General features: G+C 64.2%; 9 protein-coding genes and 1 pseudogene. 8 read left to right on the forward strand and 2 right to left on the reverse strand.

Annotated features, from left to right (window positions below; all coding sequences use genetic code 11):
• Nucleotides 1-288: 288 nt before the first annotated feature.
• From map to dapC, 3 genes are read left to right on the forward strand one after another with little or no spacing between them, the layout of a single operon-like run.
• The gene (map, locus tag HP547_RS20210) at nt 289-1,071 is read left to right on the forward strand and encodes a type I methionyl aminopeptidase (RefSeq protein ID WP_172231877.1); all 783 of its coding nucleotides are present in this window, start codon (nt 289-291) and stop codon (nt 1,069-1,071) included.
• Nucleotides 1,072-1,110: 39 nt separating this feature from the next.
• Entirely contained in the window at nt 1,111-3,810 is a 2,700-nt protein-coding gene (locus HP547_RS20215; RefSeq protein WP_172287254.1) for a [protein-PII] uridylyltransferase, read from the forward strand.
• A 30-nt stretch (nt 3,811-3,840) separates the two neighbouring features.
• On the forward strand, nt 3,841-5,037 hold the full coding sequence (dapC, locus tag HP547_RS20220; RefSeq protein WP_172227748.1) for a succinyldiaminopimelate transaminase: 1,197 nt from the start codon (nt 3,841-3,843) through the stop codon (nt 5,035-5,037).
• A 90-nt stretch (nt 5,038-5,127) separates the two neighbouring features.
• Here the strand turns inward: dapC and HP547_RS20225 are convergent, their stop codons facing one another.
• Entirely contained in the window at nt 5,128-6,774 is a 1,647-nt protein-coding gene (locus HP547_RS20225; protein ID WP_172227750.1) for a Na+/H+ antiporter, read from the reverse strand.
• Nucleotides 6,775-7,362: 588 nt separating this feature from the next.
• Between HP547_RS20225 and HP547_RS20230 the strand changes: the two genes are divergently transcribed.
• The 4 genes from HP547_RS20230 to HP547_RS20245 all read left to right on the forward strand — a co-directional run bounded on the left by HP547_RS20230 (nt 7,363) and on the right by HP547_RS20245 (nt 10,458).
• Nucleotides 7,363-7,710: an ArsC family reductase gene (locus HP547_RS20230; protein ID WP_172227752.1), complete on the forward strand. Its 348-nt coding sequence runs from the start codon at nt 7,363-7,365 to the stop codon at nt 7,708-7,710.
• Nucleotides 7,711-7,741: 31 nt separating this feature from the next.
• Nucleotides 7,742-8,776, forward strand: a complete 1,035-nt coding sequence (dapD, locus tag HP547_RS20235; protein WP_172227754.1) for a 2,3,4,5-tetrahydropyridine-2,6-dicarboxylate N-succinyltransferase — start codon at nt 7,742-7,744, stop codon at nt 8,774-8,776.
• 69 nt (nt 8,777-8,845) lie between these two features.
• Nucleotides 8,846-10,051 carry a cysteine desulfurase gene (locus HP547_RS20240; protein ID WP_172227756.1) on the forward strand — a complete coding sequence of 402 codons (1,206 nt, stop codon included), beginning with the start codon at nt 8,846-8,848 and terminating at the stop codon, nt 10,049-10,051.
• On the forward strand, nt 10,048-10,458 hold the full coding sequence (locus HP547_RS20245; RefSeq protein ID WP_172227758.1) for a SufE family protein: 411 nt from the start codon (nt 10,048-10,050) through the stop codon (nt 10,456-10,458). Before HP547_RS20240 ends, HP547_RS20245 begins: the two co-directional genes overlap by 4 nt.
• 63 nt (nt 10,459-10,521) lie before the next feature.
• Here the strand turns inward: HP547_RS20245 and tcdA are convergent, their stop codons facing one another.
• Entirely contained in the window at nt 10,522-11,331 is an 810-nt protein-coding gene (gene tcdA, locus HP547_RS20250; protein WP_172287255.1) for a tRNA cyclic N6-threonylcarbamoyladenosine(37) synthase TcdA, read from the reverse strand.
• Between the two features lie 119 nt (nt 11,332-11,450).
• Here tcdA and HP547_RS20255 point away from each other — a divergent pair.
• Nucleotides 11,451-12,469 (forward strand): annotated as a pseudogene (locus tag HP547_RS20255) (beta-(1-3)-glucosyl transferase); the annotation flags it as partial.

Raw genomic sequence — 12,469 nt, forward strand, 5'->3', positions numbered from 1 at the left:
CCGAAGAGATCGGGGCACCCAGGTCATCGTGTCGACACGTGTGTGGGTTTGAAGCTCACGGGGTCATCCCCGAAAGCGGCGCATTTTATACCACAGACCGCGAGCGAACGGAACCCGAATACTGTTGCGTCCGTCAGCGGCTTTTGCAGCACCCCGGCTTTCGCGCCAGAATGCCAGCTGTAGACAGCAGCATGGCCGCCTTTATCCCGACCGATCGGCGCCCTGCTCTGCTAGAATCCGGCCTTTCCCGTTTGTTCGCGCCGTGCACGGCGCCGTAGAGAGCCTGTAATGACCGTCACCATCAAGACCGCAGAAGACATCGAGAAGATGCGCATCGCTGGCCGCCTGGCTGCCGAAGTGCTGGAAATGATCGAAGAGCACGTCAAGCCCGGTGTCACCACCGAAGCGCTCGACCGCCTGTGCCACGACTATATCGTCAACGTCCAGCAGGCCATCCCGGCACCGCTCAACTACAAGGGCTACCCGAAGTCGATCTGCACCTCGATCAACCATGTGGTCTGCCACGGCATACCCAACGACAAGCCGCTCAAGGACGGTGACACGCTGAACATCGATGTCACCGTGATCAAGGACGGCTACCACGGCGACACCAGCCGCATGTTCCACGTCGGCACCGTGCCGGTATGGGCCGAGCGCCTGTCCCAGGTCACCCAGGAATGCATGTACAAGGCCATCGAACTGGTCAAGCCGGGCTGCCGCCTGGGCGACATCGGCGAAGTGATCCAGAAGCACGCGGAAAAGAACGGCTTCTCGGTGGTACGCGAGTTCTGCGGCCACGGTATCGGCAAGGTATTCCACGAAGAGCCGCAGATTCTGCACTACGGCCGCGCCGGCACCGGCATGGAACTCAAAGAAGGCATGACCTTCACCATCGAGCCGATGATCAACCAGGGCAAGGCCGACACCAAGGTGCTGGGTGACGGCTGGACCGCCATCACCAAGGACCGCAAGCTCTCGGCCCAGTGGGAGCACACCCTGGTGGTGACTGCGACCGGCTACGAGATCTTCACCCTGCGCAAGGACGACACCATCCCGCGCATCTCGGCCTGACCGCACGCCGGCAGCCACCCCCGACAGGAACGTGACGCGATGCCCCAGGTGGACCCCGAGCTGTTCGACCGCGGCCAGTTCCAGGCGGAACTGGCCCTCAAGGCGAGCCCCATCGCCGCCTTCAAGAAAGCCATCCGCCAGGCCGGCGAGGTGCTCGACAAGCGTTTCCGCGCGGGTGGTGAAATACGCCCGCTGATCGAAGCCCGCGCCTGGCTGGTCGACAATATCCTGCAACAGGCGTGGAACCAGTTTGCCTGGGGCGACCCCAGCGGCATCGCCCTGGTGGCCGTGGGCGGCTACGGGCGCGGCGAACTGCACCCACATTCGGACATCGACCTGCTGATCCTGCTGGGTGCGGCCGAGCACGAACAGTACCGCGACGCGATCGAGCGTTTTCTCACCTTGCTGTGGGACATCGGCCTTGAAGTGGGTCAGAGCGTGCGCACCGTCGACGAGTGCGCCGAACAGGCCCGCGACCTCACGGTCATCACCAACCTGATGGAAAGCCGCACCATCGCCGGCCCCGAAGCCCTGCGCCAGCGCATGCTCGAAGTCACCAGCACCGTGCACATGTGGCCCAGCAAAGACTTCTTCCTGGCCAAGCGCGCCGAACTCAAGGCCCGCCACCACAAGTACAACGACACCGAGTACAACCTCGAGCCGAATGTGAAGGGTTCGCCCGGTGGCCTGCGCGACATCCAGACGGTGCTGTGGGTGGCCCGCCGCCAGTACGGCACCCTGAACCTGCACGCACTGGCCGGCGAAGGCTTCTTGCTGGAGAGCGAGAACGAACTGCTGGCCTCGTCCCAGGACTTTTTGTGGAAGGTGCGCTACGCCCTGCACATGCTGGCCGGGCGTGCCGAGGACCGCCTGCTGTTCGACCACCAGCGCAGCATTGCTGCGCTGCTTGGCTACAGCGACGACAACCCCAAGCGGGCCATCGAGCAGTTCATGCAGCAGTACTACCGGGTGGTGATGAGCATCAGCCAGTTGTGCGACCTGATCATCCAGCATTTCGAGGAAGTCATCCTCGCCGACGATGACAGCGGCACTACCCAACCCCTCAACGCACGCTTCCGCCTGCACGACGGCTACATAGAAGCCAGCAAGCCGAACGTGTTCAAGCGCACTCCGTTCGCCATGCTGGAAATCTTCGTGCTGATGGCCCAGCACCCCGAGATCAAGGGCGTGCGCGCCGACACCGTACGCCTGCTGCGCGAGCACCGGCACCTGATCGACGACACCTTCCGCACCGATATCCGCAACACCAGCCTGTTCATCGAGCTGTTCAAGTGCGAAATCGGCATCCACCGCAACCTGCGGCGGATGAACCGCTACGGCATCCTTGGCCGTTACCTGCCGGAATTCGGCCTGATCGTCGGGCAGATGCAACACGACCTGTTCCACATCTATACGGTCGATGCGCACACCCTCAACCTCATCAAGCACCTGCGCAAGCTGCAATACACGCCGGTGTCCGAGAAATTCCCGCTGGCCAGCAAGCTGATGGGCCGCCTGCCCAAGCCCGAGCTGATCTATCTGGCCGGGCTGTACCACGACATCGGCAAGGGTCGCCAGGGCGACCACTCGGAAATCGGCGCGGTGGATGCGCAGAAATTCTGCGAACGCCACCAGTTGCCGGCCTGGGACAGCCGGCTGATCGTGTGGCTGGTGCAGAACCACCTGGTGATGTCCACCACCGCCCAGCGCAAAGATTTGTCCGACCCGCAGGTGATCAACGACTTTGCCCTGCACGTGGGCGACGAGACGCGCCTGGACTACCTGTATGTACTGACCGTGGCCGACATCAACGCCACCAACCCCAGCCTGTGGAACTCGTGGCGGGCCAGCCTGCTGCGCCAGTTGTACTCCGAGACCAAGCGTGCGCTGCGCCGGGGCCTGGAAAACCCGCTGGATCGCGAAGAACAGATCCGCCAGACGCAGTCCGCAGCGCTGGACATCCTGGTACGCGAAGGCACCGACCCGGACGATGTCGAGCAGCTGTGGTCGCAGCTTGGCGATGACTACTTCCTCAAGCACAATGCCGGCGATGTGGCCTGGCACACCGACGCGATCCTGCAGCAACCTGCCGATGGTGGGCCGCTGGTGCTGATCAAGGAAACCACCCAGCGCGAGTTCGAGGGTGGCACGCAGATTTTCATCTACGCCCCCGACCAGCACGACTTCTTCGCTGTGACGGTGGCGGCCATGTCGCAGCTGAACCTGAACATCCATGACGCGCGGATCATCACCTCGAGCAGCCAGTTCACCCTCGACACCTACATCGTGCTGGACAACGATGGCGGCTCGATCGGTGACAACCCGCAGCGGGTCAGGCAGATTCGCGACGGCCTGACCGAAGCGCTGCGCAACCCCGAGGACTACCCGACCATCATCCAGCGCCGGGTGCCGCGCCAGCTCAAGCACTTCAACTTCCCGCCGCAGGTGACCATCCTCAACGATGCCCAGCGCCCGGTGACCATCCTCGAGATCACCGCGCCCGACCGTCCAGGCCTGCTGGCCCGGCTGGGGCGGATCTTCCTGGAGTTTGACCTGTCGCTGCAGAACGCCAAGATCGCTACCCTCGGCGAGCGGGTCGAAGACGTGTTCTTCATCACCGATGCCGACAACCAGCCGTTGTCCGACCCACAACTGTGCAGCCGCCTGCAGGAAGCCATCGTCCAGCAGCTGCAGGCCGGCCAGACCAGTGATGCCAGCCCTACCCGCGTGAATTTTTAACGACTAGACGATTGACGAGACCTTGCGCCGATGAACCATGCATTGACCCAGCTTCAGCCCTACCCGTTCGAGAAGCTCCGCGCCCTGCTGGGCAGTGTTGTGCCTGCGGCGGACAAACGCGCCATCGCCCTGTCGATCGGTGAGCCGAAGCACGAATCGCCGGCGTTCGTCGCCCAGGCCATGGCCGACAACCTCGACAAGCTGGCGGTGTACCCCAGCACCCTCGGCCTGCCCGCCCTGCGCCAGGCCATCGGCCAGTGGTGCGAGCGGCGCTTTGGCGTACCGGCTGGCTGGCTGCACGCCGACAGCAATATCCTGCCGGTCAACGGCACCCGTGAAGCGCTGTTCGCCTTCACCCAGGCCGTGGTCAACCGCGCCGATGATGGCCTGGTCATCAGCCCCAACCCGTTCTACCAGATCTACGAAGGTGCAGCGCTGCTGGCCGGTGCCACCCCGCACTACCTGCCGTGCCTGGAAGACAACGGCTTCAACCCCGACTTCGACGCCGTACCCGCCGACGTCTGGAAGCGCTGCCAGATCCTGTTCCTGTGCTCGCCAGGCAACCCCACCGGCGCGCTGGTGCCAATGGATACCCTGAAGCAGCTGATTGCCCTGGCTGACGAACACGACTTCGTGATTGCCGCCGACGAGTGCTACAGCGAGCTGTACTTCGACGAAGACGCCCCGCCACCGGGCCTGTTGAGCGCCTGCGCCGAGCTGGGCCGCAGCGACTTCAAGCGTTGCGTGGTGTTCCACAGCCTGTCCAAGCGCTCCAACCTGCCAGGTTTGCGCTCGGGCTTCGTCGCCGGCGACGCCTCGATCATCAAGCCGTTCCTGCTGTACCGCACCTATCACGGCTGCGCCATGCCGGTGCAAACCCAGCTGGCCAGCATCGCCGCCTGGCAGGACGAGGCGCACGTGCGCGAGAACCGCGACCAGTACCGCGCCAAGTACGATGCCGTGCTGGATATCCTGCAACCGGTAATGGACGTACAGCGCCCGGACGGCAGCTTCTACTTGTGGGCCAAGGTGCCGGGCTGTGATGCCGATTTCACCCGCGACCTGTTCGAGGCCCAGCATGTCACGGTAGTGCCGGGTTCGTACCTGTCGCGTGAAGTGGACGGCGTGAACCCGGGTGCAGGACGTGTGCGGATGGCCCTGGTCGCACCGCTGGCCGAGTGCATCGAGGCGGCGGAGCGGATTCGCGCGTTCCTGCAGAACCGCTGATTCAACAAGGGCTGCATAGTTCTTGAGGACTGCGCAGTACCCTGTGCCAGCCAGTCAAGATTGCCGGGGCCGCTTTGCGGCCCCTACGCTCTACCTGACTGACCCGAGGTTCGCCTCACTCATATCCAGCTCACCCAGCACCTGCCGCACCACTTCATCCCCAACCTCGTGCTGGCGATGCAGGTTGTACAGCTCCAACCGCTGCGCCCTCAGTGCCCGCAAGCGCAACTTACGCTCCAGCAGATCCATCTGCTCGGCGAGCGCCTTGGCTTCGGCACTGTCGTTGTAGCTGTCCAGTTCATCCCGGTATTCAGCCATCAAGCGTGCCTTCAGCTCGGTCGCCAGGGTCGCCTGCGCAGCATCCTGCGGGGCATTGGCGTCAATCACATCCTCTGCCTCCAGCGCATGGATCGCCGCCTCGGCGGTGCGCCGCCAGGCTTCCTGCACTTCTTTCTGCAAGCGCTCGTCCGGGCTCTGGGTCACCCCACGCAGCAGGATCGGCAGCGCGATGCAGGCACTGATCAGCGACAGCAGGATTACCCCGGCCGCGATGAAGATCAGCAAGTCACGTTCAGGGAAAGCGTTGCCCGCCCCTATCAACAACGGGATCGACATCACACCGGCCAGAGTGACCGCACCGCGTACCCCGCCCAGGGTCAGCAACCAGCACGAGCGTGCCGTCGGCATCAGCACCAGTGCCGGCTTGCCGCGCCAGCGACGGACCACACCAATGGCGCGCCAGATGCTCTGCACCCAGATGAACCGCAGCAGGATCAGCGCAGCGAAGATCGCCACCACGTCCAGGCTGCGATAGGCCAGTGTCGGCCAGAGGGTCGCTTCATGGCTGACCACGGCCTTGATGATGTCCGGCAGTTGCAGGCCCAGCAACAGGAAGATCAGGCCGTTGAAGGCAAACTCCAGCAGCGACCAGACGCTGCGGTTGAGCAGCCGGGTGCTGGTCTGCCGTGGCAGCAGGTCGAGCCAGCTCTGCATCATGCCGGCCGCTACCGCCGAGAGGATGCCCGACACGCCCAGGCGCTCGGCCAGCACGTAGGCGGCAAACGGCAACAGCAGCATGAACACCACGTGGGTGGCCGGGTCGTCCCAGCCACGGGTGATCATCCACATGCGCAGACGGCCGATCAGCCAGCTCAGGGCCACGCCCACAGCCAGGCCGCCCAGCGCCACGAGGACGAAGCTGAAGCTGGCGTCGGCCAGCGAGAACGCCCCGGTAATCGCCGCCGCCAGGGCAAACTTGAAAGTCACCAGGCCCGTGGCGTCGTTCATCAAGGCCTCGCCCTGCAGCATATGCATCAGCGGGGTGGGCAGGCGGTCCTGGGCAATGGCCGAAACCGCCACGGCATCGGTCGGCGACAGCACGGCGGCAAGGGCGAAGGCCACCGGCAGCGGAATGCTCGGCAGCAGCCAGTGAATGAAGTAGCCGGCCCCGACCACGGTGAACAACACCAGGCCAACGGCCAGCGCCACCACCGGACCGCGGATGCGCCACAACTCACGTTTGGGAATGCGCCAGCCGTCGGCGAACAGCAGCGGTGGCAAGAACAGGAACAGGAACAATTCGGGGTCCAGGGCTACGTGCAGGCCCAGTGTCGGCCATGCGAGCAAGGCGCCGGCGGCGATCTGCACCAATGGCAACGGCAGCGGAATCATGCGGCCGACCAGCTTCGACAGGCTGACCAGCGTCAGCAGGATCAGGACGGTGTAGGCAGACTGCATCCGGGAAGGCTTCCTTTGTGAACCAGAATCGACAACAGGGCGAAACATCGCCATTGGAACAATATGTTAGCGGGGACTGGGGATAGGGGACCGCTGCACGATAGTCGCAGGTGTTGGATGAATGTGTAACATGATGATACTTCGGTTTGGTAATTGGGCAGGGTCGGGCTGTATTGCCCATGGGTGTATGCCTTGAGGTGTGCAGCGCCTGTGAGATCGAGCGCCGCCCGCGCGGCGCGTCGCCGGCAAGCCAGCTCCCACATCTGTTTCGGGCCAATCATACCTGTGGCATTGGCGCGCGCCCCCTTGTCTGCTCCCTTCACTATCGAAGGTTGCGCTGCTGCTTTGCTGCAACCTCCAGGCATGCACCCAGGGCGCGAGTGCGGAGGATGCAGGAGTGCTTGGCCCGGAACAGATGTGGGAGCTGGCTTGCCGGCGATGCGCCGCGCGGGCGGCGTTGGATCTCCGACACACTGCAAGACTCAAGGCAAGCACACCCGTGGCGCTCACTGTTTCGTTCCCGCATAATCCCGCGACTGAAATCGAAAAATGGAGAAATTGGGGCAACCTGTATCCCCAATGCACACAATGACCTACACGCTCTACGGCATCAAAGCCTGCGATACCATGAAAAAAGCGCGCACCTGGCTCGAAGACCAGGCCATCGCCTACGAATTCCATGACTACAAAGCCCAAGGCATCGACCGTGACAGCCTGAACCGCTGGTGCGACGAACACGGCTGGGAAATCATCCTCAACCGTGCAGGCACCACCTTCCGCAAGCTGGACGACGCCAGCAAAGCCGACCTCGACCAGGCCAAGGCCGTCGAGTTGATGCTGGCCCAGCCGTCGATGATCAAGCGCCCGGTGCTCGACCTTGGCGCGCGTACCCTGGTCGGCTTCAAGCCCGACCTGTACGCCGCTGCCCTGGCCTGAGCCCCTACCCTATTTCGCACGAGGTAATCACATGTCCAATACCCTGTTCAGCCTGGCCTTCGGTGTCGGCTCCCAGAACCGCCAGGGCACCTGGCTGGAAGTATTCTACGCACAACCACTGCTCAACCCGAGCGCCGAGCTGGTTGCCGCAGTAGCCCCTGTTCTTGGTTATGAAGGCGGCAATCAGGCCATCGCCTTCACCAATGGCCAGGCCGCGCAGCTGGCCGAAGCCCTGAAGGGCGTGGACGCCACCCAGGCCGCCCTGCTGACCCGCCTGGCCGAGAGCCACAAGCCGCTGGTCGCCACCCTGCTGGCCGAAGACGCCGCGCTCAGCTCCACCCCTGAGGCCTACCTCAAGCTGCACCTGCTGTCGCACCGCCTGGTCAAGCCGCACGGTGTGAGCCTGGCCGGTATCTTCCCGCTGCTGCCGAACGTGGCCTGGACCAACCAGGGCGCGGTCGACCTGGCCGAACTGGCCGAGCTGCAACTGGAAGCGCGCCTGAAGGGCGAGCTGCTGGAAGTGTTCTCGGTGGACAAGTTCCCGAAGATGACCGACTACGTGGTCCCGGCCGGCGTGCGCATCGCCGACACCGCCCGTGTGCGCCTGGGCGCCTACATTGGCGAAGGCACCACCATCATGCACGAAGGCTTCGTCAACTTTAACGCTGGCACCGAAGGCCCGGGCATGATCGAAGGCCGCGTTTCCGCTGGCGTGTTCGTCGGCAAAGGCTCGGACCTGGGCGGCGGCTGCTCGACCATGGGCACCCTGTCCGGTGGCGGCAACATCGTCATCAAGGTGGGCGAAGGCTGCCTGATCGGCGCCAATGCCGGCATCGGTATCCCGCTGGGCGACCGCAACACCGTCGAAGCCGGCCTGTACATCACCGCCGGCACCAAGGTGAACCTGCTGGACGAGAACAACGAGCTGGTCAAAGTGGTCAAGGCGCGCGACCTGGCCGGCCAGACCGACCTGCTGTTCCGCCGAAACTCGCTGAACGGCGCGGTCGAGTGCAAGACTCACAAGTCGGCCATCGAGCTGAACGAGGCACTGCACGCCCACAACTGAGTCGTTGGGGATGTTAAGATCGGGTCTGGCACAACGCCAGACCCGTTTTTCATTCCAGGCCCCGCTAACATGTTCCAGCCCTCCCCCTGGCGTGCCGATTTTCCCGCCATCGCCGCCCTGCAACGGCAGCACCAGACCTACCTGGACAGCGCCGCCACCACCCAGAAGCCGCAGCCCCTGCTCGACGCCCTGAGTCATTACTACGGCCATGGCGCGGCGAACGTGCACCGTGCCCAGCATTTGCCCGGCGCACTGGCCACCCAGGCCTTCGAAACCAGCCGCGACAAGGTCGCCGCCTGGCTCAATGCGCCTGACTCACAGCAGATCGTGTTCACTCACGGCGCCACCTCGGCCTTGAACCTGCTGGCCTACGGCCTGGAGCACCGCTTCGAGGCCGGCGACGAAATTGCCGTCAGCGCCCTGGAACACCATGCCAACCTGCTGCCCTGGCAACAGCTGGCGCACCGGCGCAACCTGCGCCTGGTGGTACTGCCGCTGGATATCCACGGCCGCATCGACCTGGACCAGGCGCTGCAGCTGATCGGCCCGCGCACCCGGGTGCTCGCTATCAGCCAGCTGTCCAACGTGCTGGGTACCTGGCAGCCGTTGCCGGCGCTGCTGGCCCATGCCCGCGCCCAGGGGGCGCTGACCGTGGTCGACGGCGCCCAGGGTGTGGTGCATGGCCGCCATGACGTTCAGCAACTGGGCTGTGATTTCTATGTGTTCTCCAGCCACAAGCTGTATGGCCCGGACGGCGTCGGCGTACTGTATGGCCGCAGCCAGGCGCTGGCGATGCTGCGTCATTGGCAGTTCGGCGGCGAAATGGTGCAACTGGCCGAGTACCAGAGCGCCAGTTTTCGCCCGGCGCCGCTGGGGTTCGAGGCAGGGACCCCGCCGATCGCCGGGGTGATTGGCCTGGGCGCGACCCTGGACTACCTGGCCAGCCTTGATGCCCAGGCAGTCGAAGCCCATGAAACCAGCCTGCACCAGCACCTGCTGCGCGGCCTGGCCGATCGCGAGGGCGTGCGGGTAATCGGCGCCCCGCAGGCGGCCTTGGCCAGCTTCGTCATAGACGGTGTGCACAATGCCGACATAGCCCACATGCTCACCGAACAGGGCATTGCCGTGCGTGCCGGCCACCATTGCGCCATGCCGCTGCTACAAGGCTTGGGGCTGGAAGGTGCGATCCGCGTATCGCTGGGCTTGTACAGCGACAGCGATGACCTGCAGCGTTTCTTCGCCGCGCTCGATCAAGGCCTGGAGCTGTTGCGATGAGGCTGCCTGAAGACGCACGCCAGGCGCTGGAGGCCTTTGCCCAAGGCAAGGGCTGGGAACAGCGCGCGCGGCTGCTGATGCAGTGGGGCGAGCGCCTGCAACCGCTGGCTGACGCCGAAAAAACCGAGGCCAACCGGGTGCATGGCTGCGAAAGCCTGGTATGGCTGGTGGCCGAGCAGGTCGAGGGGCTGTGGCGGTTCAAGGCCAGCAGCGATGCCCGCTTGTTGCGCGGGCTGCTGGCCTTGCTGTTGGTGCGGGTGCAGGGGATGACCAGTGCAGAACTGGCCGGGCTCGATCTGCGCGGGTGGTTCACCGAGCTGGGGCTTGAGCGCCAGCTGTCGCCATCGCGTAGCAATGGGCTGCATGCGGTGTTGCAGAGGATGGCGGAGTTGGCGTCTGACCATTGAATCGGCGCTGGCTTCTTCGCGACGGTTCGACGCCTCGATGAACCCGCGAAGAAGCAGCGCGGTTTATTCAGGCTTTACTCGCTCCGCAGGCCGCCGCGCCCCGGCGACCAGCTTCTCGACAGCCTTGCTCGCCGCCACCATGCCAAAGGTCGCGGTCACCATCATCACCGCGCCAAAGCCACCTGAACAGTCCAGCCGCACACCCTCGCCAACGAAGCTCTTCTGCAGGCAAACGCTGCCATCGCCCTTGGGATAGCGCAGCTGTTCGCTGGAAAATACGCACGGTACGCCGTAGTTGCGGCTGACATTACGCGAAAAATTGTAGTCGCGACGCAGCGTTGAGCGAACACGTGAGGCCAGCGGGTCGTTGAAGGTCTTGTTCAGGTCAGCGATCTGGATCTGCGTCGGGTCGATCTGCCCGCCAGCGCCACCGGTGGTGACGATGGCGATCTTGCGCCGCCGGCACCAGGCAATCAGCGCGGCTTTGGCCATGACGCTGTCGATGCAGTCGATCACGCAGTCAAGGTTCTCGGTGATGTATTCGACCATGGTGTCGCGGGTGACGAAGTCGGCCACCGCATGCACCGTGCACGCCGGGTTGATCCCCCGCAGGCGCTCGGCCATGACCTCGACCTTGGGCCGCCCCACCTGCCCCTCCAGGGCATGGGCCTGGCGGTTGGTATTACTGACGCAGACATCGTCCAGGTCGAACAGGGTGATTTCGCCCACGCCACTGCGGGCCAGCGCTTCGGCCACCCACGAGCCTACCCCGCCAATCCCGACCACGGCCACGTGGGCCTGGCCCAGGCGTTGCAGCCCTTGGTCGCCATACAGCCGGGCAACGCCGGCGAAGCGTGGATCTTCTGTGCTCATGTTCATACCCCAAAAAACCGGCGCGCATTATATGCCAGCCGGCCGCTGGCCTGCATCGTTAGGAAAGAGCCTACCAACCCTGCTTTAATGTCCTATCACTTCGACAGATATGGACGACAATGTCTTCACGTAAATTCGGCCTGAACCTGGTCGTGGTCCTGGCCATTGCCGCGCTGTTCACCGGGTTCTGGGCGCTGATCAACCGCCCGGTATCCGCCCCTGCCTGGCCAGAGCAGATCTCTGGCTTCTCGTATTCGCCATTCCGCCTGGGTGAAAGCCCGCAGAAGGGCCAATACCCCAATGACGACGAGATGCGCCAGGACCTGGAGCAGTTGAGCAAGCTGACCGACAGCGTGCGTATCTACACCGTGGAGGGGACACAGGCGGATATTCCACGGCTGGCCGAAGAATTCGGCCTGCGGGTAACCCTGGGCATCTGGATCAGCCCGGACCTGGAGCGCAACGAACGCGAAATCGCCACGGCCATCGAGTTGGCCAATACCTCGCGCAGCGTGGTGCGGGTGGTGGTGGGCAACGAGGCGCTGTTCCGTGAAGAGGTGACACCGGAAAACCTGATCAAATACCTGGACCGGGTGCGCGCAGCCGTCAAGGTACCGGTGACCACCAGTGAGCAGTGGCACATCTGGAAGGAAAACCCCGAACTGGCCAAGCACGTCGACCTGATCGCCGCGCACATCCTGCCCTACTGGGAATTCGTGCCGATGAAAGACTCGGTCGAGTTCGTCCTCGACCGGGCGCGAGAGCTGAAGCACCAGTTCCCGCGCAAGCCCCTGCTGCTGTCGGAAGTCGGCTGGCCGAGCAACGGCCGCATGCGTGGTGGCGCCGATGCCACCCAGGCCGACCAGGCCATCTACCTGCGCACCCTGGTCAACACCCTCAACCGCCGCGGCTACAACTACTTCGTCATCGAAGCCTATGACCAGCCGTGGAAGGCCAGCGACGAGGGTTCGGTAGGCGCCTACTGGGGCGTGTACAACGCCGAGCGCCAGCAGAAATTCAATTTCGACGGCCCGGTGGTGGCAATCCCGCAGTGGCGTGCCCTGGCGGTAGCCTCGGTGGTGCTGGCGATGATTGCGCTGATGGTGCTGTTCATCGACGGTTCGGCCCTGCGCCAGCG

The organism is Pseudomonas sp. CM27 (genome assembly GCF_013179515.1).
Taxonomy (GTDB): domain Bacteria; phylum Pseudomonadota; class Gammaproteobacteria; order Pseudomonadales; family Pseudomonadaceae; genus Aquipseudomonas.

Excerpts from the sequence above, each read along its gene's own strand:
- map (WP_172231877.1), top strand. The coding sequence starts at position 289 with ATGACCGTCACCATCAAGACCGCAGAAGACATCGAGAAGATGCGCATC.
- HP547_RS20215 (WP_172287254.1), top strand. The coding sequence starts at position 1,111 with ATGCCCCAGGTGGACCCCGAGCTGTTCGACCGCGGCCAGTTCCAGGCG.
- dapC (WP_172227748.1), top strand. The coding sequence starts at position 3,841 with ATGAACCATGCATTGACCCAGCTTCAGCCCTACCCGTTCGAGAAGCTC.
- HP547_RS20225 (WP_172227750.1), bottom strand. The coding sequence starts at position 6,774 with ATGCAGTCTGCCTACACCGTCCTGATCCTGCTGACGCTGGTCAGCCTG.
- HP547_RS20230 (WP_172227752.1), top strand. The coding sequence starts at position 7,363 with ATGACCTACACGCTCTACGGCATCAAAGCCTGCGATACCATGAAAAAA.
- dapD (WP_172227754.1), top strand. The coding sequence starts at position 7,742 with ATGTCCAATACCCTGTTCAGCCTGGCCTTCGGTGTCGGCTCCCAGAAC.
- HP547_RS20240 (WP_172227756.1), top strand. The coding sequence starts at position 8,846 with ATGTTCCAGCCCTCCCCCTGGCGTGCCGATTTTCCCGCCATCGCCGCC.
- HP547_RS20245 (WP_172227758.1), top strand. The coding sequence starts at position 10,048 with ATGAGGCTGCCTGAAGACGCACGCCAGGCGCTGGAGGCCTTTGCCCAA.
- tcdA (WP_172287255.1), bottom strand. The coding sequence starts at position 11,331 with ATGAGCACAGAAGATCCACGCTTCGCCGGCGTTGCCCGGCTGTATGGC.